The sequence below is a fragment of the Cryobacterium luteum genome, from assembly GCF_900110125.1.
GTDB lineage: Bacteria > Actinomycetota > Actinomycetes > Actinomycetales > Microbacteriaceae > Cryobacterium > Cryobacterium luteum.
The window spans coordinates 35,819-61,581 of the sequence record NZ_FOCN01000014.1 but is presented as its reverse complement, the minus strand read 5'-3'; the positions used below and the strand labels follow the sequence as shown (position 1 = coordinate 61,581).

25 protein-coding genes are annotated in these 25,763 nt (G+C 66.1%); 10 read left to right on the top strand and 15 right to left on the bottom strand.

The features are described 5' to 3' along the window. Positions 1 to 241 precede the first annotated feature (241 nt). The gene (locus BMW72_RS13445) at positions 242 to 898 is read left to right on the top strand and encodes a phosphoribosyltransferase (RefSeq protein WP_241983830.1); all 657 of its coding nucleotides are present in this window, start codon (positions 242 to 244) and stop codon (positions 896 to 898) included. Here the strand turns inward: BMW72_RS13445 and BMW72_RS13440 are convergent. Then, positions 864 to 1,067 (bottom strand): hypothetical protein, encoded by a 204-nt coding sequence (locus BMW72_RS13440; protein WP_092111397.1) that lies wholly within the window; start codon positions 1,065 to 1,067, stop codon positions 864 to 866. The genes BMW72_RS13445 and BMW72_RS13440 overlap by 35 nt on opposite strands. An 86-nt stretch (positions 1,068 to 1,153) precedes the next feature. On the opposite strand from BMW72_RS13440, the gene BMW72_RS13435 reads away from it, so the two are divergent. Further along, the gene (locus tag BMW72_RS13435; RefSeq protein ID WP_198416320.1) at positions 1,154 to 1,555 is read left to right on the top strand and encodes an ankyrin repeat domain-containing protein; all 402 of its coding nucleotides are present in this window, start codon (positions 1,154 to 1,156) and stop codon (positions 1,553 to 1,555) included. Positions 1,556 to 1,647: 92 nt separating this feature from the next. On the opposite strand, the gene BMW72_RS13430 is transcribed toward BMW72_RS13435, so the two are convergent. The 4 genes from BMW72_RS13430 to BMW72_RS13415 form a co-directional block, all read right to left on the bottom strand. Then, positions 1,648 to 2,181: a hypothetical protein gene (locus BMW72_RS13430; protein WP_092111395.1), complete on the bottom strand. Its 534-nt coding sequence runs from the start codon at positions 2,179 to 2,181 to the stop codon at positions 1,648 to 1,650. A 244-nt stretch (positions 2,182 to 2,425) separates the two neighbouring features. Beyond that, on the bottom strand, positions 2,426 to 3,286 hold the full coding sequence (locus BMW72_RS13425; RefSeq protein WP_422386299.1) for a 3-methyladenine DNA glycosylase: 861 nt from the start codon (positions 3,284 to 3,286) through the stop codon (positions 2,426 to 2,428). A 36-nt stretch (positions 3,287 to 3,322) separates the two neighbouring features. Further along, positions 3,323 to 3,571 carry a hypothetical protein gene (locus BMW72_RS18465; protein WP_134361443.1) on the bottom strand — a complete coding sequence of 83 codons (249 nt, stop codon included), beginning with the start codon at positions 3,569 to 3,571 and terminating at the stop codon, positions 3,323 to 3,325. Positions 3,572 to 4,507: 936 nt separating this feature from the next. Continuing rightward, entirely contained in the window at positions 4,508 to 4,702 is a 195-nt protein-coding gene (locus BMW72_RS13415; protein WP_092111391.1) for a hypothetical protein, read from the bottom strand. A gap of 288 nt (positions 4,703 to 4,990) precedes the next feature. Here BMW72_RS13415 and BMW72_RS13410 point away from each other — a divergent pair, with 288 nt between their 5' ends. The 3 genes from BMW72_RS13410 (at position 4,991) to BMW72_RS13400 (ending at position 6,887) form a co-directional block, all read left to right on the top strand. Continuing rightward, positions 4,991 to 5,461, top strand: coding sequence for a methyltransferase family protein (locus BMW72_RS13410; protein ID WP_166787685.1), 471 nt, complete (start codon positions 4,991 to 4,993; stop codon positions 5,459 to 5,461). Between the two features lie 67 nt (positions 5,462 to 5,528). After that, a complete protein-coding gene (locus BMW72_RS13405) occupies positions 5,529 to 6,527 on the top strand; it encodes an LLM class flavin-dependent oxidoreductase (protein ID WP_092111387.1) in 999 nt (332 codons plus the stop codon). A gap of 9 nt (positions 6,528 to 6,536) precedes the next feature. After that, complete coding sequence (locus BMW72_RS13400; protein ID WP_092111385.1) at positions 6,537 to 6,887, top strand: MmcQ/YjbR family DNA-binding protein; 351 nt, start codon at positions 6,537 to 6,539, stop codon at positions 6,885 to 6,887. A 62-nt stretch (positions 6,888 to 6,949) separates the two neighbouring features. On the opposite strand, the gene BMW72_RS13395 is transcribed toward BMW72_RS13400, so the two are convergent. Then, positions 6,950 to 7,612, bottom strand: coding sequence for a histidine phosphatase family protein (locus BMW72_RS13395; protein WP_092111383.1), 663 nt, complete (start codon positions 7,610 to 7,612; stop codon positions 6,950 to 6,952). 143 nt (positions 7,613 to 7,755) lie between these two features. Between BMW72_RS13395 and BMW72_RS13390 the strand changes: the two genes are divergently transcribed. Further along, positions 7,756 to 8,082 (top strand): antibiotic biosynthesis monooxygenase family protein, encoded by a 327-nt coding sequence (locus BMW72_RS13390; protein WP_092111381.1) that lies wholly within the window; start codon positions 7,756 to 7,758, stop codon positions 8,080 to 8,082. A 53-nt stretch (positions 8,083 to 8,135) separates the two neighbouring features. On the opposite strand, the gene BMW72_RS13385 is transcribed toward BMW72_RS13390, so the two are convergent. The 3 genes from BMW72_RS13385 to BMW72_RS13375 form a co-directional block, all read right to left on the bottom strand. Then, positions 8,136 to 8,594, bottom strand: a complete 459-nt coding sequence (locus BMW72_RS13385) for a hypothetical protein (protein ID WP_092111379.1) — start codon at positions 8,592 to 8,594, stop codon at positions 8,136 to 8,138. Continuing rightward, positions 8,591 to 9,472 (bottom strand): DUF6545 domain-containing protein, encoded by an 882-nt coding sequence (locus BMW72_RS13380; protein ID WP_134450329.1) that lies wholly within the window; start codon positions 9,470 to 9,472, stop codon positions 8,591 to 8,593. Before BMW72_RS13380 ends, BMW72_RS13385 begins: the two co-directional genes overlap by 4 nt. A 125-nt stretch (positions 9,473 to 9,597) precedes the next feature. Further along, positions 9,598 to 10,092, bottom strand: a complete 495-nt coding sequence (locus BMW72_RS13375) for a hypothetical protein (protein ID WP_134361437.1) — start codon at positions 10,090 to 10,092, stop codon at positions 9,598 to 9,600. Positions 10,093 to 10,456: 364 nt separating this feature from the next. Between BMW72_RS13375 and metH the strand changes: the two genes are divergently transcribed. Then, positions 10,457 to 14,086, top strand: coding sequence for a methionine synthase (gene metH, locus BMW72_RS13370; protein ID WP_092111373.1), 3,630 nt, complete (start codon positions 10,457 to 10,459; stop codon positions 14,084 to 14,086). A gap of 154 nt (positions 14,087 to 14,240) precedes the next feature. On the opposite strand, the gene BMW72_RS13365 is transcribed toward metH, so the two are convergent. The 5 genes from BMW72_RS13365 to BMW72_RS13345 are packed head-to-tail and all read right to left on the bottom strand — an operon-like array spanning position 14,241 to position 20,164. Further along, positions 14,241 to 15,038, bottom strand: coding sequence for an ECF transporter S component (locus BMW72_RS13365; protein ID WP_092111371.1), 798 nt, complete (start codon positions 15,036 to 15,038; stop codon positions 14,241 to 14,243). Then, positions 15,035 to 16,978, bottom strand: coding sequence for an ATP-binding cassette domain-containing protein (locus tag BMW72_RS13360; RefSeq protein WP_092111369.1), 1,944 nt, complete (start codon positions 16,976 to 16,978; stop codon positions 15,035 to 15,037). The genes BMW72_RS13365 and BMW72_RS13360 overlap by 4 nt, the downstream gene beginning before the upstream one ends. Next, on the bottom strand, positions 16,978 to 17,535 hold the full coding sequence (locus BMW72_RS13355; RefSeq protein ID WP_092111367.1) for a hypothetical protein: 558 nt from the start codon (positions 17,533 to 17,535) through the stop codon (positions 16,978 to 16,980). Before BMW72_RS13355 ends, BMW72_RS13360 begins: the two co-directional genes overlap by 1 nt. A gap of 20 nt (positions 17,536 to 17,555) precedes the next feature. Further along, positions 17,556 to 18,986, bottom strand: a complete 1,431-nt coding sequence (locus tag BMW72_RS13350) for an O-acetylhomoserine aminocarboxypropyltransferase/cysteine synthase family protein (protein ID WP_241983831.1) — start codon at positions 18,984 to 18,986, stop codon at positions 17,556 to 17,558. Beyond that, entirely contained in the window at positions 18,986 to 20,164 is a 1,179-nt protein-coding gene (locus tag BMW72_RS13345) for a MalY/PatB family protein (RefSeq protein ID WP_092111362.1), read from the bottom strand. The genes BMW72_RS13350 and BMW72_RS13345 overlap by 1 nt, the downstream gene beginning before the upstream one ends. Positions 20,165 to 20,341: 177 nt before the next feature. On the opposite strand from BMW72_RS13345, the gene BMW72_RS13340 reads away from it, so the two are divergent. From BMW72_RS13340 to BMW72_RS13330, 3 genes are all read left to right on the top strand, one after another. Next, entirely contained in the window at positions 20,342 to 20,938 is a 597-nt protein-coding gene (locus BMW72_RS13340; RefSeq protein WP_092111359.1) for a hypothetical protein, read from the top strand. Between the two features lie 200 nt (positions 20,939 to 21,138). Then, positions 21,139 to 22,131, top strand: coding sequence for a DMT family transporter (locus BMW72_RS13335; protein WP_092111357.1), 993 nt, complete (start codon positions 21,139 to 21,141; stop codon positions 22,129 to 22,131). Between the two features lie 388 nt (positions 22,132 to 22,519). Continuing rightward, positions 22,520 to 24,751, top strand: a complete 2,232-nt coding sequence (locus BMW72_RS13330; protein WP_092111355.1) for a HelD family protein — start codon at positions 22,520 to 22,522, stop codon at positions 24,749 to 24,751. A gap of 130 nt (positions 24,752 to 24,881) precedes the next feature. On the opposite strand, the gene BMW72_RS13325 is transcribed toward BMW72_RS13330, so the two are convergent. Continuing rightward, positions 24,882 to 25,739 (bottom strand): 3-hydroxyacyl-CoA dehydrogenase, encoded by an 858-nt coding sequence (locus BMW72_RS13325; protein WP_092111353.1) that lies wholly within the window; start codon positions 25,737 to 25,739, stop codon positions 24,882 to 24,884. Positions 25,740 to 25,763 lie beyond the last annotated feature (24 nt).

The window sequence follows — 25,763 nt, the reverse complement described above, 5'->3', positions numbered from 1 at the left end:
CTCGCGACGGCCCTACCCGCGGTCGCACACCGAGACTATTCTGGGCCGTAAACAGGCCGTCCACGCCCGGTGGGTCGCCTGCTCAAAACGCCCTGCCAACGGCCCTCCAGAATTGAGGAGACGGTCATGTCGATAACTATGAACGCGCTGCAAATCAAATCGTTCGACACCCCGGATGAACGCGTCGCCGACATCGAGTTTGAGAGCGCCGGGCAGTTCGGCGTGCCGGCCGGCTGACTCCGTGTTCGCCGACCGAGCGGATGCCGGGCGCCAGCTGGCCGCCCGGCTGACGTCCCTGCGATCCAGCGACCCGGTGGTCGTGGGGCTTCCGCGCGGAGGCGTTCCAGTGGCGTCCGAGGTGGCGCGGGCGTTGCACGCGCCGCTGGATGTGATCGTGGTGCGCAAGCTCGGCCTGCCCATTGCACCCGAAGTAGCCATGGGCGCCATCGGCGAAGACGGTGTGCGTGTGCTGAACGACGACATCGTTCGGCAGGTTGGGGTGAGCGCGGGGAAGCTGCGCACCGTCGAATACCGCGAGCGGGCAGAGCTCGAGGCCAGGGAGGCGCTGTACCGCGGCGGGCGACGGCGGCTCGACCTGACCGGCCGGGTCGTGATCATCGTCGATGACGGCATAGCGACCGGTGCCACAGCGCGCGTCGCATGCCAGGTGGCCCGCCAGCGCGGAGCCGCCCGGGTCGTGATGGCCGCGCCCGTCATGCCGCCGGATGCCGATCTCCGGATGGGTGCCGACGAGATCGTCTTGGTCATCCAGCCGCCACAGTTTTGGGCGGTCGGTGCGCATTATCGAGACTTCACGCCGACGACTGACACCGAGGTGGTGGCGTTGCTCGCGGCGGGACCGGTCAGCTCGCCGGGCGCAGGGCCGACTGCACGATGACGACGTCGGGACCGTATTGCTCGTCGACGAACTTCTGGATGGTGCCGTCGTCGTAGAGAACAGACACCCACAGGTAACCGTTCATCGGCATCGACGTCAGCATCTGCGGCTGGTTGAGTCCGTCCTGGATGGCCTGGAGCGTGGCGTCGTCGCTCGCGCCAGCGCACACAGGGTTGGTCGCCGAATTGTGACGTTTCGGCTGCTCAGGCGCGGTCCGGTTACGCTGGGCACACACCAGAGCGAGTGGGAGCAGTCGTGAACGAGAACACAGCAGGGCTCAGCCCGGAGGTCATCGAGGGCGTTTTCGACCTCGCCCGCGACGGTCTCACCGGCCCGCTCGGCGAAATGATCGACGCCGGAGTCGGACTCGACGTCGTCAACACCCGCGGGGACACACTGCTGATCGTCGCGGCGTACCAGCAGCACGCCGAGACCGTCGCTGAGCTGCTGCGGCGCGGGGCGGACGCATCCGCTGTCAACGTCATGGGCCAGACCGCCATCTCCTGCGCGGTTTTTCGGGGCAATGAGGTGATTCTGCGGTTGCTGCTCGAAGCGGATGCCGACCCCCGCCTCGGCACACACAGTGGCGCGGCCATCGCCGACCAGTTCGGCCTGCCGAGGATGCGGGAGATCATCGAGTCGTACCCGCGCGACTGAGCAGCCAGAAACGACTGAGCAGCCAGAAACGACTGGGCAGCCAGAAAAAGGGCGCCTCCCGGATGGGAGACGCCCTCATTTAGACAATCTGGTTAGCGGCCGAGCCCGAGTCCGAGGTCTCCAAGAACGTCGTTGACGATCGAGTCGACGGAGCCGTCGATGTCGCCGCCGTCGACATCCGTGCCGACATCCGTGCCGTTGCCGGCGTCAAACGGGGCGGTGACGGGCGCTTCGATCGGAGTGACCACGTCGTTGCCGCTGCCGACGGACGCGTCGTTGCCGACCTCGTTGCCGGAGGCGACATCACCGATGTCGCTGTTGAGAGAATCGTTCACGAGCGGGCCGTTGACGACTCCGCCGTTGACGACTCCGCCGAACGAGGTGTCGTTGCCGAGCACGCCGTTGCCGGTCGAGTCGTTTCCCGAGAGGTCGAACAGGTCGCCGATGATGTCGAGGCGGTTCTGCTCGGACGAGCTGTCGGCGCTCGTGCTCGTGCTGCTGTTGTCGCGGTCGAGGGCCTGGGCCGGGGCGACGAAACCGCCGATGATGAGAGCGGATGCTGCGGCGCCGGTGATGCCCAGCGCGGTGATCTTGCGAATGTTCGTGTGCTTCGTGATCGTGTTCATGAGAGCTCCTATTCGTTGTTCTGTTCCGGCCCGATGTTTACTCGGGCCGCACAGATGGTCCGGAGCCCCGACGGATCGGGTTTGGTCGGCCTACCCCAAATGGGTGTCCTGGGCGGATCTGAACGCGTATCAGGCTCGTGGCGACCCGCGCAGATCGCCGTCACGAGCGGCATCCGCTGGTCGCTGCGGCGAAACCTGAGAACAGTCTGGCAACCCGCGCTGGATGGCAAGCGAGGACCTTGCGTCAGTCGAGCAGTCGAACGACACGCTCCCGCAACGCGTTGCTGCGCTCAGTGAAACCGCGCTGGCGGCGCACATACTCGGCCTTCCCGGCGGCAGTCTCGACCGGAACCGGCGTGTAGCCCCAGTCAACCAGGTCGTAGGGGGAGGCCTCCATGTCGAGCTGGCGAATGTCGCGGGCGAGCTCGAAGGAGTCGAGCAGCACCTCGCCGGGAACCAACGGGCCGAGCTTGATCACCCACTTATAGATGTCCATGCCGGCGTGCAGGCAGCCGGGCTGCTCCAGCGCCGGCTGATTCTCCCGCGTCGGCTGCAGCTGGTTGAGGGGCAGGGCTTCGGGTGTGAAGAACCGAAACGCGTCGAAATGGCTGCACGCTATGCGGTTTTCAAGGACGACGGCATCGGTATCGCCCTGGCCAAGGCGCAGCGGCGCGATGTGGCGGTGCTCACCCTGACGGTAGACCATCGCCCACTCGTGCAGTCCGAAACAGCCGAACTGGGCCGGCCGCTGTCGGGTCGCTGCGAGGAGTGCTCGGATGAAGGCGATGACGCGCTCATTCTTCTCGGAGAAGGCGGCGAAATCCACCTGGCTGTCGCTGCCCGTGGTGCGGTACCACTTCCAGTTCGCCCGAGGCTCGGTCGCGGCGCCCTGCAGGAGTGCGCCAGCGCCGGGATGCCAGCGGCGCAGCAGCCCAGGGCGAAATGGGTAGTAGGTGAACAGGAAATCGTCGACCGGATGCGTCTGGCCGGTCGCCGCCCGCTCGCGGCGACCACGGGTAAGCGCGTCGGCGCGCGCTTCGTGGGCCTGCTCGAGGGCCCGCCACTCGGCGGTCCCGAGCAGCCGGGTGGGGGTAGTCAGTTGCACTCCCACGACACTACGCCTGCAACCCGGGGCGTAGGCTTACGCGCCCAGGCCGAGCGTATTCAGGGCCGTCTCAAGTGCGCTCCGGGCGGCCCGATCAAGTCCGAGCAGCGGCAACGGCAGGTTGGGCGACCCGACGAGGCCGAGCGTCTCGGCCGCGGCGGACACGACTCGAAGGCTGCCGAACTGGCGGAAGATCGCCCAGAAAGGTTCGCGCTGAGACCGGTGAACGTAGTTGTGCCCTTCGTCGGTGCGCGCAAACGAGGCGCTCCCGCTACCTTCCCGCACGTTGGGAGTGCAGAGTACTGCCCATCCCGCGCGCAGAAGATGCGCGTTCGACGCGAATCAATGTCGTATCGCAGCCATCCCGCTGGTCGAGCTCGTCGAGAGCAAGGCAAACCGGCGCTGGCCGCCTGCAGGACCCAAACGTCTCGCTAGTCGAGCTCGCCATAGGCATGATCTGACTCAGTCTCAGCGTCGTTCCCGTGCGGCCGGCCCTATTTTTCCCAGTTGGGTTTTTCGGCGGGGGTGGCGGCACGGTTTTGGCCGCCGGGACGCCAGGTTTGGGTGGCGTCGAAGAGTAGGGGGCCGCGAACCCAGGGGCGGCCGTCGCGCATGTGTGCTCCGCCGTTTTCGCAGCGGCATTCGTGGCCACGGAAGCATCGAGGTATTCGGAGCGGCGGAGCACATCCGTCGTGGACAGCACCCGGGCTCCGTCGACCACCCGGCCGACGCTTTCGAGGGCGAGCAGAAGAGTCAACGATTCTTCATCGCCCAAGGACCCGAAGGACACTCCGCCCAAAGCCTCAAGCAATGCGTCCCGGGCCTGCTCCACCGCCACAATGACTGGGTTCGAGCTGGTCTCGTTCGGGTTTTCCATGAACATGGGCGCCATTGCCTCCTTGACGCCAATTTTCTCCAAGTCGAACACAAAAGCGAGGGAATCTCAATGCTTTCAACAAGCAAAATGGCGCGAGTTGAGGCTCGGGAATCATGCGCTTCGGCCTTGTGTCCCCCTTCGTTCGTGAGCATTTTGTCTAGCGATCCGGCGGTGGGTTGTGGTTGCCGGCATCGAAAAAGTGAAATTTATGAGCGAATTTGTGTCATCAAACTCGCAGACGAGATCCGACTGCGAAGGTTCTAACCCACATACTCCGCCGCGCTCGTATCCGGGCACATGTTCCGACCACGGGCCCAGCTTCTAAGCTCGGCCCGAGGATGCGTCTACGCGGCCAGAGGAGAGGCGCCGGCCTGCCAGCGGATGGCGCGCACCCCGGCTCGGGTGCCGTGTGTTTCAGCGTCGTGGCCGCGCAGACGGCGGCACTCGACGAGGTCCTCGGCCGGCGTGATGTGCGGGTCGCGGCAGGAGCTGTCGTAGCCGGTGTAGTCGATTTCAAGCAGGAGTTCATCGTCGGTCATGGTGGATCCACTTCGGCGGGGCGTCTCGTCTGAGCTGCCGGGCGAATGCACCTGCCGCAGCAGGCGGTTGCTTCGACGCGATTGTGCGCGAATTGTTGGCACGCGATCGGAATCGAAACCCAATGTCACTCTCCGACGATACTGGCGGAGCTGGTCTGTTCGTACGAGGGTAAGTGGCCGTCGTACGGAATGTCTGCATTGACGCGAAATTGTTTCATTTCGTTACACGGCGGTGATGCGCCGTTAACTTCGATTCGCGCGCTACCCGTGCGGGCGTACCCTCAAACTATGAAACGTGCACTCGCGCTCAGCCTGGTCGCCGGGCAATTTCTGTTGCTCGGGGCATTGGTATTTTTGCCGCACGGCTCGCTCTGGTCGACCGGCATCGGCGTCATCGTGGCCGCGATCGCGTTGGGGCTGGTCGGCGCGGCACTCGCGGTGCTCGGTGTCGTAGGACTCGGGCCGGCATTGACCGCGAGCCCGATTCCCCGCGAGCGCGCCCCGCTGATCACTTCGGGCGTCTACGGGCTCATGCGCAGCCCCATTTATGCGGGACTCATGACCGGCGGTGTCGCGCTCGTGCTGGTGGGGGCATCCGCTTGGCATGTGGTGGTGTGGATCGCGCTGGTCGCACTGCTGTCGGTGAAGACGCGGTGGGAAGAGCGGATGCTCGTGGCTGAGCACCCCGAATACCGCTCCTACGGTGCGCGCGCCGGTCGTTTCCTCCCCGGTGTCGGCCGGTTGGCCGAGCGCGGCTGAGCCGGGCAATTTCTCGTTCGTTGGCGGCTTGCGGTAACGAATTCGGCGTGACGGTGTTGCCCCCAGTATGACTATTCCGCTCTCCATCCTTGACCTCGCTCCGATTGCCCCCGGGCAGACCGCTCGGGAGAGCTTCGCGGCGAGTGTCGCGCTCGCGCAAAAGGCCGAAAAACACGGGTACGCGCGCGTCTGGTATGCCGAGCACCACAACATGCCGACCATCGGATCGTCGGCAACGAGCATTCTGATCGGCCACGTCGCCGGGCAGACCGCCACGATCCGACTGGGATCCGGGGGCGTCATGCTGCCCAACCACTCTCCCCTCGTGATCGCCGAGCAGTACGGCACCCTCGCCGAGCTCTACCCCGACCGCATCGATCTGGGCCTCGGGCGGGCACCCGGCAGCGACCAGAACACCGCTCGAGCGATGCGCCGCGACCCGCGCGCTTCCGACCAGTTTCCGCAGGACGTCATGGAGCTGCAGGCCTACCTGCGCGGCCAATCGATCGTGCCCGGCGTGCAGGCCGTTCCCGGCGCCGGCACCAATGTTCCGCTGTACATTCTGGGGTCGTCGCTGTTCGGTGCCGGACTCGCCGCCGCCCTCGGACTGCCCTACGCCTTCGCGTCGCACTTCGCACCCGATGCGCTGCACGACGCCATCGCGCTCTACCGCCGCGACTTCACTCCGTCGGAGCAGCTCGCCGCCCCGCACCTCATCGTGGCCGCCAACGTGATCGCGGCCGATGATAAAGCGGATGCCGTGCACCAGTTCGAGACCACCCGCCGCACCCGGGTACGCGGCATGCTCTCCCGCGGCCCGGCGACCCCAGAGTACAGCGACGACCAGATCGACGTCTTTCTGACCACGCCGGAGGGCCGCAATATCGCCAATATGATGCGTTATTCCGCGGTCGGCACGGCCGAAGAGGTGCGCGCCTATCTCGAGGAATTCGCCGCGGGAACCGGAGCCGACGAACTCATTCTCGCCCACCAGTCGCCGTTCATCGCTGGCCGCCTGCGCTCGGTGGAACTGACCGCCGATGCTATGAGCCTCGTCGCTGCCTGAGCTGGCAACATGACCCCCGACGCGCTCGTCGACCTCTGCCTGAGCCTGCCGCAAGCGATCGAAACGTTTCCGTTCGGTGAGGAGACGAGCGTGTTCAAGACCAGCGGAAACGGCAAGATTTTTGCCCTCGCGGCGCTGGCGAGCGAGCCGCTGACGGTGTCGCTCAAGTGCGATCCGGAGGAGAGTCGCGCCCTGCGCGAGGAGTTCCCGCTTTGGATCACGCCGGGCTATCACCTGAACAAGAAGCACTGGATCACGGTCGAGCTCGGCGGCCAGGTACCCGCCGAGCTCGTCGAGCAGTTGCTGCGCGACAGCCATGCGCTCGTGCGGCCCAGGGTGCCCCGCGCCAAGCTGGAGTAGCGCGCCGGTCGGCGTCGAGCCGTGAGTTTTGAGCCGTTGAATCGTTTAAATCGGGCTGAAAATCACGGCTCGGCGAGTGGCTCGCCGAGCGGGTCGGCCGCCGTCAGGTCGGCCAGGGCCATCCCGCCCACCGGCAGACCGGCCCAGGACAGCAGGGTCCAGCCCTCCTCGGGTGAGCCGGTCAGCTCGACCACGCCGGTGTTGTCGAGTTCGTTCTCGCCGGCAAAGGTCGCCGGCACGTTCTGCGCGCGGGCTGCGGTCCACACTCGGATGGCCGCGCCGTGGCTGAACACAGCAGCGACGTCCGCGGTCGCGGCTGCCACAGCGATGTCGGCGTCGAACCGTCGAAAGAAGTCATGACCGTCTTGAGCGCCGGGCATCCGCTGGTCGAGATCACCGGAACCCCAGGCCACCGCGGTTTGCAGATAGGTGCGAACGGATGCCCGATCGCGCAGCCCTTCGAGTGACCCCGCTTCGATCTCGTGCAGCCCGGTCGCGACCTGCACGTCGAGTCCGCGATCGGCGGCGAGCGGATGCGCCGTCAGGTGAGTGCGCAGCAGCGTCGACACAAAAATGGCGTCGATGGGGTCGGAGCGCAGGGCATCGGGAATGGCGGCGGCCTGACGCAGACCGAGATCGGTCAACCCCGGACCGGGATGCTCGGTGTCGAGCCGCCCGAGAACGTTGCCGGGAGTCTGGCCATGGCGGATCAGGAGAAGTCGCATAGTGTCTCCAGCATAAGCATTGGCCCTGCAGCATAGGGAACCCGGCCGGTTAGAGCTGTCGTGACGGGGAATGGCGCGTCCGCGCAGCGGAAAGTGGCAGCATGGTGGAGTTACCTTCGAGCGTGTCAACAGGAAGCAGCCCCATGACGATCATCAAAATCAACGCCATCACCGTGCCGAGCGACGGCGGCGACGAGCTTGCCCAGCGATTCGCCGCGCGCGCCGGCGCCGTCGACGACCGCCCCGGTTTCGAGGGCTTCGAACTACTCAAGCCCACCGATGACCGCCTGACCTGGCTCGTCGTGACCCGCTGGGCCGACGAGGAGTCGTTCCAAGCCTGGGTGAGTTCGCCGTCGTTCGCTCACGGCCACCGCAGTGAGACGCCGAAGGAAGGCGAACCGGCCGCGCGTCCCGTCGGTGTGAGCAGCGAGCTGTGGTCGTACACGATCGCCGGCGGTACCGCCCGTTAGTCAGGTGCTCGTCGGCAGTGACCGCGGCGCGCCGGCTCCCCGATCCGGTTCGGTTAGGCGGGCGGGCCGGAGGTCGACCCATCGGCGGGTTCCATGGTCTCGGTTTCGAGCAGCTCGGTGATGGACCGAAGGGTTTCTGGGGAAACATCCCCGAGCATCCTCGCCGCGAAGCTCACCACACGTTGAACGCGCAGGCTCTTCACGAACTCAAGTTGAGCGTCGACGCGTTCCGGCAGGTCGCCGTCGCCGAGCATGTATTCCGGGGGGATGCGGAAGAACTCGGCGATGCCGGTGAGCAGTGCCTGATCGGTGACGAGGGGGCCTTCGCCGGTGATCATGTAGGCCCAGCGTGCTCGCGAGAGGGTCAGGCCGCGTTCGTTCAAGCCCGCTTCGATCTGGCGATAGGTGTATGGCGTGTTGCCCTCGGCCACGACGACGTCGAGCAGCAGATTGAGCTTGCGTGCCAATTCCAGCTGCGGGCTCACCTCGCCGGCGCCTCGCGCGGCGCTCATTTGGCGACTCCCGCCAGAGTAGTGGTTCGGGCCTGGGTGCGCGCTTCGGCCCGATCGATTATGACCAGTTCGTCGGCGGTCACGGTCTGCCCGGAGCGCAACAGCAGGCTGTCGCGAATTTCGACGTGCCGCCGATAGAGGTGCACTCCGGGATTGCGCACGGTGAGCAGTTGTCGGGGGGAGAGCTTGCGTTCGATGCTGAGCTCGGGATTGTCGGCGAGGAGGCGCTGCCACAGCGGAGTGATCTGCCAGAGCAACACCCGGTCGCGAAAATTCTTCTTGGCGGCGGCCAGCGCATCGACGGCGGCGGTCAATCCGAGGCCGACGCCCATGCTGAGTGGTGCAAGGAGCAACACGAATTTCTGCACGGATTCACGCCAATCTGGCAGAACGAATGTCGGGTCGAGCGTCGTCTGGGTCGCACCGATGAGGCTGTTGATTGTATAAGCGAGAATGCATAGGCAACCGAGGCTCAAAATTATCAGTGCCACGCGAGTGGCGCTTCTGGTCTGTGCCCGCAGGTCGGCCACGCTGGCGGACAGCACCGAGATGGAAAAGAATGCGATGGTGACCCACGTTGTCGCCGCGTAGGCGGTGTAGGACCATTCGGCAATAAACGACTGGGAAATGTTGTTCGTCAGATGCCAGTCGCTGCCGAAGAAGAGGAGGGCCTGAACGAAGACGATCAGACCCGCAACCACGGCCGTGATTATTTTCCGCCTGCGTGCGATTTCAGACGCTGTAACCGCTTGTTGAACCATCACATCCGCCAAGCCCACCGTGGCGATAGCCAGCGCATGAAAAATGAAGTACGTCGCGTTGACACCGCCCAGTAAGGCATCCATAGCGTCGTAGACGGGCTTGGGTTGGAGGCTCATGGTTAGAGCGAAGGTGGCCAGGAACCAAAATAGTGGACGCCGACGTCCTTTTAAAACAGAGGGGACACAAAACGCTGCTGCTATCCACAGGACTGCAGACGCCGTTATCAGTATTAGTGCTTGCACTAGAGCACGCGTCCGAATCCGGTTTGAGTGCCGTGGGCCGCTTCTGGCCCGTCGTGCAGCATCATGAGGGCCAGTTGATCGCCGATGGCCTCGGCGAGAGCCTCCTGCTCGTCGGTGAACTGGCTGCGAGACAGTGCGTAGGCGATGGCATCCAGAGGAATCAGCGGGGCCAGCAGAGCCACCCGTTCCGCAGAGATCAATTCTTGTTCCTGGTCGAGGATCATGTGGCCGAATTCGTGATTGATGAATTGCTGGCGGTGCACCACCGAGCTGGTCGGTGCATGGTGGATGCGCTCAAAGCTTTCCCCGGCTACGGCGATCCAGAGCCCACACAGCCCAGCCTCAAGCATGCGCGGGGTCGCGGTCTGCACCACGATCTTCTTGCCACGCATCGTTTCCATGTGCTGGTGCAGCAAGTCGGCCGTGAGGGGTCGGGGCAGGTTTAGCGCGGCCACCATGGTGTGTGCTTGTTTCTGGCGTGACGCGTAGTCCATCGATACCCCCTATTTGCCCCGTTCATCCTACCGCTCGGCGAGTACGGCCGGAGCGGATGTCTGTACCGGCCTCACAAATAGGGTTAGGATAGACATGTCTAACGTGGCTTCCGGGGGGAAGCGGCTGCGGCGACGCTCGTGAGTGACGAATAATGCGGGGGCTCTGATCTCTGTGCCTGGCACGGGGTCCTTCGTCACTCATCGGGCAGTCGCCGCGTGCCACGCGGCCTGCACGACACTCGGCGCCCCACGGGGCGCCGAGTTGCGGCGGTACTCCGGCCCGAAAGCCGCGCGCATCCGCTGAAGGCTAAGAAACGTTACTTCGGCGCGACCGACCGTTTGCACCCGCCGTTAAGCTGAGCCAATGAGCACCGACCAAGAGCCCGAGCGAACAACTGCCGCCGAATCACCCGTCGAAGCGGCTCTCCCGGCTCGATCCCAGGCCCTGCTGCATGCCGTGACGAACTCCGTGGTGATCGCCGACGGCGCCATGGGCACCATGCTGCAGGAGCACAATCCTTCTCTCGACGACTACCAGCAGCTCGAGGGCTGCAACGAGATCCTCAACGTGAGCCGCCCCGACATCATCGCGGCCATCCACGATGTCTACCTCGAGACGGGCATCGACGCCATCGAAACCAACACCTTCGGAGCGAACTGGTCAAACTTGTCGGACTACGGCATCGAAGACCGCATCGAGGAACTCGCCTGGCTCGGCGCCGAGATCGCCCGCACCAGTGCCGAAAAGTTCGAAGCCCGCGACGGCCGGATGCGCTGGGTGCTCGGCTCGATGGGCCCCGGCACGAAACTGCCGAGCCTCGGCCACACCAGCTACGCCAACCTCAAGGCCACCTTCGCCGAGCAGGCGCTCGGCCTCATCCGCGGCGGCGCCGACGCGTTTCTCATCGAGACCTCGCAGGACCTGCTGCAGACCAAGAGCGCGGTGAACGGATGCAAGCAGGCTATTGCCGAGACCGGCATCCGCTTGCCCATTTTCGTCGAGGTGACGGTGGAGACCACCGGAACCATGCTGATGGGCAGCGAGATCGGGGCCGCGCTGACCGCGCTCGAGCCTCTCGGAATCGACGCGATCGGCCTGAACTGCGCCACCGGACCGACCGAGATGAGCGAGCACCTGCGCCACCTCAGTAAGTTCTCGCGCGTGCCTGTGATCTGTATGCCCAACGCCGGCCTGCCGCAGCTGACCAAGACCGGCGCGAGCTATCCGCTGACCCCCGACCAGCTGGCTGCGGCGCACGAACAGTTCGTGAAGGAGTTCGGGTTGGGCCTGGTCGGCGGATGCTGCGGCACGACTCCCGCGCACATGACCGCCGTGGTCGAACGGTTGCGGGGCGTCACCGTGAAACCCCGCGTTCTCGAAGCGGATGCCGGCGTCGCCAGCCTCTATCAGCACGTCAGCTTTGACCAGGACAGTGCCTTTCTGGCCATCGGCGAGCGCACCAACGCCAACGGCTCGCGCGCCTTTCGCGATGCCATGCTCGCTGAGAACTGGGACGACTGCGTCGACATCGCCCGCAGCCAGGTGCGCGACGGCGCCCACCTGCTCGACGTCTGCATCGACTACGTCGGCCGTGACGGTGTCGCCGATATGAAACAGGTCGTCTCCAGGCTCGCGAGCGCCTCGACCCTCCCGCTCGTCGTCGACTCCACGGAGCCGGCCGTGCTGCAGGCCGGCATGGAACTCATCGGCGGGCGCCCGGTCGTCAACTCGGTGAACTTTGAAGACGGTGAGGGCCCCACGTCGCGGTTTGGCCGCATCATGCCGCTCGTGAAGGAGCACGGCGCCGCCGTGATCGCGCTGACCATCGACGAAGAGGGACAGGCCCGCACCGCCGAACACAAGGTGCGCATCGCCACCCGGCTGGTCGACACTCTCGTCAACGTGTGGGGCATGCGGGTCGAGGACATCATCGTCGACGCGCTGACCTTTCCCATCGCGACCGGGCAGGAGGAAACCCGTCGCGACGGCATCGAGACCATCGAGGCGATCCGGCAGATCAAGGCGAAGTACCCCGGTATCCACACCACCCTCGGCGTCTCGAACGTGTCGTTCGGGCTCAATCCCGCCGCCCGTTCGGTGCTCAACTCGGTGTTTCTGCACGAAGCCACCGAGGCGGGACTCGACTCCGCTATCGTCAACTCCGCCAAGATCGTGCCGCTCGCCTCTGTGCCAGACGACCGCCGCAAGGTGGCGCTCGACCTGGTCTGGGACCGCCGCGAATACGACGCCGAAGGTACCCTCACCTACGACCCGCTCGTGGCGCTGCTCGATCTGTTCGCCGGCGTCGACTCGGCCGCCCTGAAAGATGAGCGCGCGGCCGAACTGGCCGCCCTGCCGGTGGGTGAGCGGCTGGAGCGACGCATCATCGACGGCGAGGCCAAGGGCCTGGAAGCCGACCTCGACCTCGCCCGGGCCAGCGGGCTCAGCGCCCTCGACATCGTCAACGTGCACCTGCTCGTTGGCATGCAGGTCGTCGGTGCCCGCTTCGGCAGCGGCGAGATGCAGCTGCCGTTCGTGCTGCAATCCGCGGAGGTCATGAAGGCCGCCGTCGCCCTGCTGGAGCCGCACATGGAAAAATCCGAAGCGGCCGGCAAGGGCACGATCGTGCTCGGCACCGTGCGCGGCGACGTGCACGACATCGGCAAGAACCTCGTCGACATCATCCTCACCAACAACGGCTACGACGTGATCAACATCGGCATCAAACAGCCGATCGCTGAGTTCATTCGCGTCGCCGAAGAGAACAACGCCGACGTCATCGGCATGAGCGGGCTGCTCGTGAAATCCACCGTCGTGATGAAGGAGAACCTGCTCGAACTCGAATCCCGCGGACTCGCCGGCAAATGGCCCATCCTGCTCGGTGGCGCCGCCCTCACCCGTTCCTATGTCGAGGACGACCTGGACAGCGTCTTCGCCGGGCAGGTGCGCTACGCCCGGGACGCCTTCGAGGGTCTCGCCCTGATGGAACCGCTCGTGGCCATCGCCCGTGGCGCCGACCCCCGTGCGGTCGGGCTGCCGCCGCTGAAGAAGCGCATCCATAAGAAGAGCCTGCTCACCCTCACCGAACCCGAAGAGATGCCCGGGCGTTCCGAGGTCGCGAGCAATAACCCGATTCCGGTACCGCCGTTCTGGGGCACCCGCATCGTCAAGGGTGTGGCGCTGGCCGATTTCTCGGCGTTTCTCGACGAACGCGCCACGTTCATGGGGCAGTGGGGGCTCAAGCCCAGCCGGGCCGAAGACGGCGCCAGCTATCAGGAACTGGTCGACACTGTCGGCCGGCCTCGCCTGCGCTACTGGCTCGACCGCATCCTGGGCGAGGGCATGCTCGACGCCTCCGTGGCCTACGGCTACTTTCCCGTGGTCGCCGAGGGCGACGACATGGTCGTGCTGCACCACGGCGACGACCCCGCCGGTCTGGTCGGTCAGGCCGGGTTGCTCGCCCCCGACGGCGGTAGTGGCGGCGAGCTCGGTACCGACCGCCTGCGGTTCAACTTCCCCCGACAACGGCGTGACAAGCACCTGTGCCTGGCCGACTTTGTGCGTTCCAGGGACACCGGGCAAACGGATGTCGTCGCCCTCCAGCTGGTCACCGCCGGCGCGAACGTGGACTCAGTGACGGCCAAAATGTTCGCCGCGAACCAGTACCGCGACTATATGGAACTCAACGGACTGACCATGCAGCTCACCGAGGCGCTGGCCGAGTACTGGCACTCGCGCATCCGCTTGGAATTCGGTGTGGGCGGCGAAGACCCGAGCGATATCGCCGGCATGTTCAAGCTCGAGTATCGCGGTGCGCGGTTCTCGCTCGGCTATCCGGCCTGCCCCGAGATGGAGGATCGCCGCAAGGTGGTCGAGCTGCTGAAGCCGGAGCGCATGGGAGTGGTGCTGTCGGAAGAGCTGCAGCTGCACCCCGAGCAGTCGACCGACGCGTTCGTGTTCCACCACCCGGAAGCGAAGTACTTCTCGGTGTAGCGGGCAGGCCCCGGGGGAGTTGCGCCGATGCGCTGGAGTTCCGGTTTGGCCGGAACTCCAGCGCATCGCGTGCAGCTGGACTTCCGCCAGTGCGCGCGAGTTCTGCCTCGCGCGCACCGGCGCAGCTCGCGCGCGGCGTGAAACGGATGCCGAGTCAACGGCGCGGTCCCAGGCGGGCTCGGCGGAGGGCGGCGAGCACGGCCGGGCCGATTAGGACGATGCCGACGACCGTGGTGATGGCGCGCACGGTGTCCCAGGTGAGGGTTGAGGTGACGAGCGAGTAAAGCGCGAACGAGGCCAGGTTCTGACCGGGGTCGGCGGCGGCCTCGTAGGAGATGCCGCTGCCGCTGCCGACGGCGAACGGCCAGAACCAGAGGTTCATCGCGAGCCCGAACAGGTACGAGGCGACCACGCCGTAGCCGGCCAGAAGGGCGATTTCACAGCGGATGCGCCACCGCTGCACCGTGGTGATTGACCAGCGGGGAAGGAGCCCAGCGCCGGCTCCGACCCAGCCGCAGGCGAACATCTGGAACGGAGTCCACGGGCCGAAGCCGCCCCAGAGCAGCGAGGATACCGCGATGGTGAGCAGTCCGAGCAGAAAACCGAACCGGGCGCCGTAGACCCGACCGGCCAGAATCAGCAGTACAAAGACCGCCTCGACTCCGCCGACACCGGCACCCGCGATGCGCACCGCGGCGCCGACGGCCGAGAGCACACCGAGCAGCGCCACGGTCTTGGCCGTGTACATCTCCCGGTCGAGGGTGAGGACGAGGCCCACGATGAGCGCCGGAATCAGCGCAAAGGCCACGATCGGAACCGCGACCTGCGCGTCGGCCGGAACCGCTCCGACGAAGAACGGCCAGGCGAATGCGGCCGCGGCGAGAACGCTGCCGCCCGTGAGAGTCCAGGCCGTAAAGCGGATGCTGCGGCGCGGCGATACGACAACGCTCACGAGAGCACTCCGATGGGAGCGGTGAGGCGCCCGGCGTGCATGCGCAGGGTGCGGGAGGCCAGGCTCTGCGCAAAGTCGTCGTCGTGGGTGGCGAAGATGACCGCGGCACTGTGACCGGCCGCCGTGAAAAGCGCAGCGCTTACGAGGGAGCGCGCCCGGTGGTCGAGGCCGCGGGTGGGTTCGTCGACGAGCAACAGGGCCGGCCGGGCCGCGAGCTGAATGGCCATCACGAGGCAGAGCCGTTCGCCGGCCGAAAGGTCGCGCGGGTGGCGCTCGAACAGGGGCGTGGCATCCGCTGCAGTGTCGAAGCCGAGCAGACGCGCAAAGGTCTGTGCCGTGTCAGCGCCGGTCAGCCCGCTATCGGCGCGGCGACACTCCTCGGCCACGGTGATGGCAAACAGCAGGTCATCAAAGTTCTCGGGCACGAGAGCCACCGCCTGGCGGCGGGTTCGCCGCTTCAAAGAATGGACATCGTGCCCGGCGACGATCACGGTGTCAGCCGCCGTCGGCAGCGCGATCGCCCGCAGCAGGCTGCTTTTGCCGGCGCCGTTGCTGCCGCGCAGCGCGATGAGCTCGCCGGCCGGCACGTTGAAGGACACGGCGTCGACGGCCAGGTGGTCTTTGTGCCGCACGCTCAGCCGACGGATGCTCGCAAGCGGCACCGCAGACGCGCTCGCGTTCGATTTCGGTGCGGTATCTTCGGTATCATCCGTCGTGAGGACCTGTTCGAGGGGGACCTCGTGCAGGCGGCTGCCTCGAATCTGCAGCCAGGCATCCGCTACCAGGGCGAACTCGCTCGTATTGTGTTCGGCGATGACGACGCAGACGCCGGCCTCGTGGGCCAGTTGGCCGAGCACGGTGCAGACCCGCTCACGGGCATTCGTGTCGAGGTCGGCGAGGGGCTCGTCGACGAGCAGCAGGATGGGATGGTTGACGAGGGCGGCGGCGATCGCGACGAGGCTGGCTTCACCGGCCGAGAGCTGCTCGATCGGGCGGTCGACCAGATGTTCAAGCTGCAGTCGCGCGGCAAGCTCGAGCACCCGGGCGTGCACGATCGATGGTGCCACATTGCGCACGGCCAAAGCGAAACCGATCTCGTCGTGCACTGTTTCGGCGGCAAAGCCGAGGCGCACGTTCTGCGCGACAAGCCCGACACAACCGGCGGTGTCGCGCGGGGGAGTCGCGGCCCGGTCGGCCCCGGCAATGTCAATGCTGCCGTGCTGCACGCCGTCATAGAAGTGCTGGAACAGGCCGCTCATGCTGTGCAGCAGGCTGGTCTTTCCCGATCCGGTCGCGCCGACGATCACCGTTAGGGAACCCGGCGCCAGCGTAACGTTGAGATCGTCGAGATGCCAGTCGCCTCTGAAATTTAAACCGGCATCGGCTAAGACTACCGGTGCCTCGCACACGCCGGGAACGACGCGGGCGGCCGCGAATCCTCGGGTCTCCATCGACGCTGCCAACGCGAGCGCGCGCTCGATGGTCTGCTCAAAAACCGGCACGAGCAGGGACGCGATCGAGCGCTCACCGCGCAGGGCGCGGGCCACCCGCACGCGCCGCACCGACTCCAGGAGGGCCGGAAAGGTGGCCCAGGCGATCACGAGCGAACGGGAAATCGCCCGCAGCGGCCCGCGGCCGGCACCGCGGGCGAACAGAGCCTGCACGTTGATGATGGCGTTGAGCAGCCCGAAGAACACGATGACGGCGGAGATCGGCAGGGCGCTGAGCGCCGCGTTGCCAAGACCGAGCAGGGTGATCGGGCCCAGCAGGGTGATGTGGCTGAATGGTGCGTCGAGCTGCAGCCGGGGAAGGTCGAGCAGCACCGGCCCGAGGCCGGCTCCGGCGCCGCCGAACACCACCCGGTAGACGACCCGCAGCAGCACGAAGCCGACGGCGAGCATGACTGCCGCGCGCAGCGGGGCCAGGCGCAGGCGAAACACTAGCTGCCGGGCGTGGGAGTTTCGGTGCCGGTGGTGTAGACGAGGCCGACGGACTGGCCGGGTTCGACCTCGAGCGTGCCGAGCCCTTCCATGGCGTAGTCCCAGTCAGCGTCGGGGCTGGCCTTCACCCAGAGAGCCCAGTAGGCGTAGGCCGGCGGCATCGAGGAACAGGTTTCGGTGAACGACTCCTGGCCCTCGACCACGACGGTTTCGTCGGCGGCCGGGCGGTCATTGACGCGGCAGACGATCTGGTCGCCGTATTCCACGCTGCCCTCCGTCGTGACGCCGATCGTGGCGAGGGATTCGCTCGCGGCAATCGCCTCGGTCGCGGCGACACAGTCGGTGACGGTATCGGCGTCGAGCGTGCCGAAGTCGACGACAACGGTGACGCCGGTGCAATCGGCCGGGGACGCCGCGGTAGTAGCGGATGCTGACGAACCGGCGCCAGCGCCGGTGGCAGTGGTGGCGCATCCGCTCAGGGCGGCGAGCAGCACGAGCGCGCCCAGCGTGGCGAAGGTGCGTCTGGGCGGGGTGAAAGTTGGCGCGGTGAGCTTCATTACTTCAGGGTACCTAGCGTTTAGAGGATGCCGGCGACTCGGTCGAGCCCGCCGCGGAGGTCGAGCAACAGATCATCGAGCGCTTCGATGCCGACTGACAGGCGCAGCATCCCGGCGGTGATGCCGAGGCGGGCGTTCAGGTCGGGGGCGAACGAAGCATGCGTCGTGGAGAGCGGATGCAGCACCATTGAGCGGGTGTCGCCGATTCCGGTCATGCGGCTGAACACGCGCAGTCCGTTGGTGAAGGCGCGGGCACCCTGGGTGCCGCCCTTGACGGTGACGGCGAAGACCGATCCGGTTCGTCCGTTGTAGTAGCGCTGCGCGATCTCGTGCAGCGGGCTGCTCGGCAGGCCGGCGTAGTCGACGACCTCGACCTCGGGCTGTTCTTCGAGCCAGTGCGCGATGGCAATGGAGTTGTCGACGTGGCGTTCCATGCGCAGCGACAGGGTTTCGATGCCCTGGTGCAGCAGAAAACCGTTGAACGGTGAGAGCGAGGGGCCGACATCGTTGACGACGGCCTCCCGCACGTATTGGGCGTAGGCGGCCGGCCCGAAGCGGTCGAGAAGTGAGGGCAGGCCGGTGCGCAGCGACTCAGTCAACAGCGGGTAGCGGCGTGAACTCGCCGCCCAGTCGAAGGTTCCGCCGTCGACGATAGCGCCGGACACTCCGGCGCCGTGGCCGCTGAGAAACTTCGTGGTGGAGTGCACGACGATGTCGGCGCCGTGCTCGAACGGGCGAATCAGGTACGGTGTGGCGACGGTGTTGTCGACGACGAGCGGGATGCCGTGGCGGCGGGCGACGGCGGCGATGCGGGCAATGTCGACGACGTCGTTGCGCGGGTTCGGGATGGTTTCGGTGAAGATGGCTTTGGTCTCGGGCCGAATCACGGCGTCCCAGGCTTCGTCGGAGTCGGTGTCCCAGACGTAGTCGACCTCGATGCCCATGCGGCGAAAGCTGCGGCCGAGCAGGATGCGGGTGCCGCCGTAGATGCTCGCGGTCGAGACGATGTGCTCGCCCGACTCGGCCAGGGCGAACAGGGCGGCGCTGATCGCGGCCTGCCCGCTCGAAACGGCCACGCAGGCGGTGCCGCCCTCGAGCGATGCCAGACGCTGCTCGGCGACCGCGTTCGTGGGGTTGCCCTGCCGAGAGTAGATGGGTTCGCGCGAGGCGCCGTTGAAACGTGCGGCCCCGTCGTCGAAGGAGTCGAAGACGTAGCCGGCGCTCAGGGTGAGCGGCGGAATGCGCGCACCGCGGTTCTCGTCGGCGTATTCGCCGACGTGCACCTGGCGGGTGTTGAAGCTGAAGCCGTCCCAGTCGGTGATCGGGTCGACAACATCGGAAGCGTCGGAATTCAGAATCGAAGCGGATGCTGGTGCGGGCGTGACCATGGAACTTCCTGTTGCGTCAATATGCGGCTGGAGCGGGGCATCCGCTGGTGCGCGGGTGGTCATCAAACGGCCGTCGGTGTATCGGCGGTTTCCCGCGCGACGAGCGCCGCGATGCGCACGACGGCCTCGCGCAGGGTGTCGGGGGAGCAGGCCAGGTTGAGGCGGGCAAAACCCGCTCCGCCGAGCCCGAACGACTCGCCGCTGTTGAGGGCGACGCGGGCGTCGTCGAGAATGCGCTGATAGGGGTTGTCCCCCAGTCCGACGTGGCGAAGATCCATCCAGGCAAGATAGCTGGCGCGCGGCCGGTGATAGATCACGGCGGGCAGGTGTTCGCGGAGAAGTTCAGAGAGCAGTAGATCGTTGGCGACAATTTGATCGATGGCATTGTCAAGCCAGTCGGTACAACCGAACGCGGCGATGTTCGCGTGCAGGCCGAGGATGCTGGTGCGACAGGCGACTTCCTCGGGCAGAAGGCCCAGCAGATCGTTGGTGGCGTCATCGGCCGCGATCACGATGGCGCACTTGAGTCCGGCCACGTTCCAGCCCTTGCTTGCGCTGGTCACGGTGACCGCCCGGGCACCAGCGGCGAGGGCGAGCGGGGCGAACGGAGTGAAGGTGGCGCCGGGGTAGGTGAGTGGGGCATGGATCTCGTCGGAGATCACGAAGACGTCATAGCGAGCAGCGAGCCGGGCGAGCGTTTCGAGTGTGTCGGGGGCCCAGACGATCCCGTGCGGGTTGTGCGGGTTGCACAGGAGAAAGGCATCGATGCCGGCAGCGAAGCTGCTCTCCAGCGCGGCGAAGTCAAACAACCAGGTGTCACCGTGCTCGATCAGCGGGGTCGCGATGACGGTAGCCAGGGCCTCCTCGACGAGTTCGTAGAAGGGCGGATAGACCGGCGGTGTGATCGCAACCCGACCGCCGGGCGGTACGGCGAGGCGGAGCGCCTCGACGATGCCGACGCTCACGTCGGTTGCGAGGTGCACGTGGCTCGGGTCGACGGTCCAGCCCCAGCGTTTCAGGGCGAATGCGGCGAAGGCCGGGGCGAGCGGGCCGGGTCCGTCCAGGTAGCCGGTATCCGACGCCTGCACACGCTCGACCAGAGTTGCAATGATCTCCGGGGCCAGGGGGTAATCCATCTCGGCAACGAACAAGGGAAGCACGTCGGCGGGAAACCGAGTCCACTTGATGCTGCTGCGCTCGCGCCGGATATGCTCCAGCGGTGCGACCGTGATGACTGACATGACCACAGCTTGTTCCCGCCGGCGCGAATAAGCGAACACGCACGTAAACATTCGACACAAACTTTGACACCGAAACGGATGCTGCCGGTGGCCGGTCGCAGCGGATCACTCGTCCGAACGAATTCAGTCAGAGCTGCGCCCGACTCGCCGTAGCAACGCTGGTCTTAGGGTGAAGGCATGGCCCGCATCCGAAGCACCGCCCTCGTTCTCCCAATGGTCTCAATCTTCCTGTTGGGCGCTACCGGCTGCGGTTCCCAGCCCACGGATGCCCAGGTGTCGCCGACCGCTGCGTCCGGCGGCAGGCTCACCGAGTGGTCGAGCATCACCGACACCATCGCGGGCTCCATCCATCCCACCTTCGATGCCTTCGAGGGAACGTGGGACGTGCAGCGCGCCGCGCCACCAGAGTCCGCCTGCTGGACCGAGTCCGAGGACTTGAGCGGTACCCCGCACTGGGAGACGAGGTCAGACGGCTACGAAGTCGCCTTTCTCGCAAAAAGCTCCTGGTTCGATATGGACGAGGACTGGTTGACTACCGCTGAACGCTACGCGCGGGTCTGGACGTCAACCTTTCCTGCCACCAGTTTCGACCCGGATTACGACTCGTTCACCTACGGGGCCCAGCTCGCTGGACTGGTTGACAGCGACCAACTGCGAGTGACGGGTGGGTTCGACGGCGACAACTGGATATACCTCGTTGAAGTGTCTTGCGACACCCCCGGGTTCCGTGCTCCAACGCCGGGGGTATCGATCGAGCCCTTCGCGCACCCGTAGGCAGTTGCGTCAGGTCAAAACGTGGATGGCAACGGGATCGCTACGAGAACTGAGCACCGGGACGGGGCTGTCTCGGGTGATGCTCGTTCCGAGCTTGGGCACTCAACCGGAGTCACTGCCGTTGACGTCTTTGATCCACTGAGGTTCGCAGCGACGAGCGTGCACCAGGGTAGGCGTTGGTCCGGAAATAGACTGCGAGCATGGTCAAAACCGCACTTCATCGACGCCTTCCTTTGGTAGCCGTCGGAATCGCCGTGTTGCTGTGGTCGACGAGCTTCGGAATCAGCGGCGAGGTATTGAAAACGGCGTCGCCAGCCGTGCTCTCGGTCGGCCGGTTCGGGATCGGGCTGATCGTCCTTGTGCCCCTTGCCGCACGCCGGCCACTGTTCGCGCGTACCCTCCGAGACCCGCGCACCATTCTGCTGGGGCTCCTCGGAGTTTCGATATATTACTCGCTGACCAACATCGGTCTTGAGTTCACTACGCCCGGCACGGCCGCTCTCAGCAACGCGGCGCTGCCCGCGCTGACCGCCCTGCTCGGTCTATTCATCCTGAAGGAGCGCGTGGCTCCCCGCACGATCGTCGGACTAGCGCTCGCGACAGCCGGCGTCGTTATCGTGGCGGGTGCTGGCCTCACTTTGGACATCGGTGTGCTGCTCTGCCTCACCGGTCTGGCCAGCTACGCACTCTATACAGTGCTCCTCCGCAAGGGTGCACCCGCCGAGCCCCAACAACGGGCCGCCGTGGGTCGACAGCCGGCCGGGGCCGTTGATCCACTCGTGCTGGCGACGGCGACCGCCGTGTGGGGTACGGCGATTATGGTCCCCTGGCTCGTCGCAGAGACGGCGGCCGGCGCGGCCGCCGTCCCGAGCGGATGGGGAGGCCTCGGGGGGCTGCTGGTCCTCGGTGTCGTAATCACCGCGCCGACTCTCGTTCTCTTTAACTACGGCGCCGAACGCCTTCCCGCCGCGGTCACCGGCGTGCTCACCGCAGCAATTCCGGCACTCGGTTACCTCTTCGCCCTTTTACTTGGCGAATCATTCAACGCGATCACCGCACTCGGCGGCGCAGTCGCGCTCGTCGGCGTCGCCATCGCCGCGGTCACAGCTCCCTCAACCGAGTCGAGTCCGGCCGGTTCGGGCTTGCCCGCACACGCGGACGTGGCCGCCAGCCCTTCTGAACGCGACCAATAAGAGCAGAGCACTCGACAGGAGCGCACTGCGACACAGCGTAGTCACCAACGTCGCCACGAGAAATCACTCCCACAGTCCAGATTGCGCTCGAGCGCAGAATTGGCGGAAACGGCAGCCGGACTGCCAGAGTTCGCGCACGTCAGACTCGTCGTGGTGCGGCACTTCTGTCGCTGGCGTGTAGGGGTAGTCGGCGTAGTTCAGAGCTTCCAGGGCCGTGACCTGAGGCGTCCAGCTCGCATCGAGTTCTTGGATAAGGAATGCTTGCCCGCGTTGCCACGGCGACCGCCGGAACGACGCGTGCCGGCTGGCATACCCGAGCGGCTTAATACACAGCAAGGCCGATGCCGTCGGCGAGTAAACTAGGGGCTTCGGTTTAAGGGGTGCGTGCGTGATCGACCAGGAGCTTGTGCGGGAACAGGACTATGTCCGGGCGCTGTATGCGCGGCTGGACGCGCTGCAGAAAGAGGCCGAGGGACAGCTGAAAGAGGTGCGCCGCCTCGACGTCGGCGGCAACCACCAGTCTCGCAGCGAACGCGACACCTTCGCCCGGCTCTATGAGGACCGCATCGTGCAGCTGCGCGAGGTGGACGACCGGTTGGCCTTCGGCCGGCTGGAGACTGTGCCCGACGGTTCGGGGGATTCGGTCTACCGCTATATCGGCCGGGTCGGCCTGCGCGACGAAGACCACAAGCCGCTGTTGCTGGACTGGCGGGTGCCGCAAGCGAGTGCCTTCTACCAGGCCACCGCCGCCACGCCGCTCGGCGCCAGAGCCCGCCGGCACCTGCTGTCCAAGGGGCGAAGCATCATCCGCATCGAAGACGAAATTCTCGACGCGGCCCTGCTCGCCGATCCGTCGGCCACGACTCACCAGGGCGAGGGCGCCCTGCTCGCAGCGCTCACCGCGCAGCGCACCGGGCACATGTCCGATATCGTCTCGACCATCCAGGCCGAGCAGGACCGCATCATCCGCTCGGAGCTGGCCGGTGTTCTGGTCGTGCAGGGCGGTCCGGGCACGGGAAAAACCGCAGTGGCACTGCACCGCGCTGCCTACCTGCTCTACACGCACCGGGATCGCCTGCGGGACAGTGGCGTGCTCATCATCGGCCCGTCGCGTTCGTTTCTGCAGTACATAGAGGCCGTGCTGCCCTCGCTCGGTGAGACCGGCGTGGTTCTCGCCTCGGTCGGGCAGCTCTTTCCCGGCGTTGAAGCGACCAGAGAGGACGCCCCGGCCGTTGCGGCCCTCAAAGGCCAGGCCTTCATGGCCGACCTCATCGCCCGAGCGGTGCATTCCCGGCAGCGCACCCCCTCGGCCCCGCAGGTACTCGTGGTGAACGGCGACCGCATCGTGCTGCAGCCGGAACTCGTGGCGCACGCGATCGCGCGCGCTCGCGGCACCGGCAAGACCCACAACGAGGCCAGGGTCACATTCGTGAAGACCGCCATCAACGCGCTGTCCCGGGTCTGGCTCGAACAGCTGCAGAAGCAGGGCCGGTCGATGGACGACACCGACCTACCCATGCTGCGCGAGGATCTGCGCCTGGCCGATGATGTGCGGGTGGCGCTCAACACCGCCTGGCTGCCGCTGACCCCGCAGAAACTGGTGCAAGACCTTTACGCCCGGCCGCACTGGCTGGCCGAGCTGACTCCGCGCTGGCGGTATGCCCAACGCAAGCTGCTGGCCCGCCCGCGCGACGCGGAGTTCACGATCGCTGACATTCCGCTGCTTGACGAAGCGGCCGAGCTGCTCGGTGAGTACAACGCGGTCGATCAGGCCAAGAAGCGCGCGCTCAAAGAACAGCGGGGGCGCGATGTGGAGAACGCCGAGACGGCCATCGAGAACATGCAGGTGAAGGGCCTCGTCAACGCGAAGGAGCTCGCCGCCAGCTTCGCCGAACTCGAGGAGCGGGCCACGACCAGTGAGCGTGCCGCGCGGGATCGCAGCTGGACCTACGGCCACGTCGTCATCGACGAAGCCCAGGAACTCTCGCCCATGCAGTGGCGGCTGGTGCTGCGGCGCGGACCACGTCGGTCGTTCACGATCGTCGGTGACATTGCGCAGGCGGCGAGCGCTGCGGCATCCGCCAGCTGGAAGGAAGCGTTACAGCCCGTGCTCGACGGTTCGCCGGAGGCCGACCGCTGGCGGCTCGAAGAACTCACCGTGAACTATCGAACTCCGAGCCAGATCGCCACGGCGGCCGAGACGGTGGCACTGTCGCATCGCCTGCAAATCACCCGGTCGCGAACGGTGCGCTCGAGTGAGTGGCCGGTCGACACGGTAGCGGATGCCGCAACCGCGGTGCGCCGCGACCGCGCCTTGGGTGTCGGTGGCACCCTCGCCGTGATCGTCGTCGACGCCGCGCTCGACGCCCTTGAAACGACGCTGCGGGCTGAGTTCGGCGACCTGCTCGGTGTCGGGGCGCTCGGCCTGAGCCGGGAGATTGCGCTGCTCACTCCGCAGGACGCCAAGGGACTCGAGTTCGACGCGGTCGTCGTCGTCGACCCAGCGGCCATCCTCGCGGCCTCTGAGCGCGGGGCCGGAGCCCTCTACGTTGCGATGACCCGGGCCACGCAGCGGTTGTACCTGGTCGGCGACGCCCCGCTCGGCCACGCATCGAACTGACCAGGTACGAAACCGCGGAGAATAGGCCACCGCTCACCCGCACCATCGGACAGCGCCGGTCACCGCCGGAAGCTCGCCCCCGTGCAGGGCGAAAGCTCCGCACGTTCAAACGGTCACCGGCGCACCCGGGCTAATTCGCGTAGCGGTAGAAACCTTCGCCGGTGCTGATGCCCAGCTTGCCCTGGTCGATGTAGTTCTTCTTGAGGTACGCGGCGAATAGCTGCTGCTTGGGACCGGCCGTTGACGAGATGTTGTAAGCGGTGGTGAGCCCGACGATATCGAAGATTTGGAACGGTCCGGCCGGGGCGCCGGTGCCGATGCGCCAGGTCTTGTCGATCATCTCGGGTTCGGCGATGCCGTCCACGAGCAGGTCGGCGGCCGCGTCGAGCAGTGGAATGAGCAGGCTGTTCAGCAGGTATCCGGCCTTCTCCTTCTTAATCTCGATCGGAACCATTCCGATATCTCCGGCGAACTCGGCGACGGTGGCGTAGACATCCGGATCGGTCAGCGCCGTGCCCATGACCTCGGCGGTGTTATGCACCCAGACGTGGTTGGCGAAGTGCAGTGCGAGAAAGCGGTCGGGGCGGCCGGTGAACCCCATGAGGTCGCTCGGCAGCAGCGTCGACGAGTTCGTCGCGAAGATCGTTTTCGCCGGGGCGAGGGCGCCGAGACGGTTGTAGGTGTCTTCCTTGATTGCGAGGTTCTCGGGAATGGCCTCGATGACCAGATCGGCGTCGTGTACGGCTGCGGCGAGGTCGCTGGAATAGGTGATGTTGTCGAGGGCCTGCTCGGCGCGCCCGTCAGCGCCACCGGCAACGTCGGACGTATAGGTGTCGGCGAGGGTGCGAAAACGCGCCCTCGCTGTTTCGAGCACGGCGTCGGTGATGTCGTAGGCGACCACTTTGAAGCCGTGGAACGCGGTCTGGTAGGCGATCTGGGAGCCGAGAACGCCGGTTCCGAGAACGGTGATGTTGGTCAATTTGGTCATGGTTTGTCCCTTATCGTGGTGCTG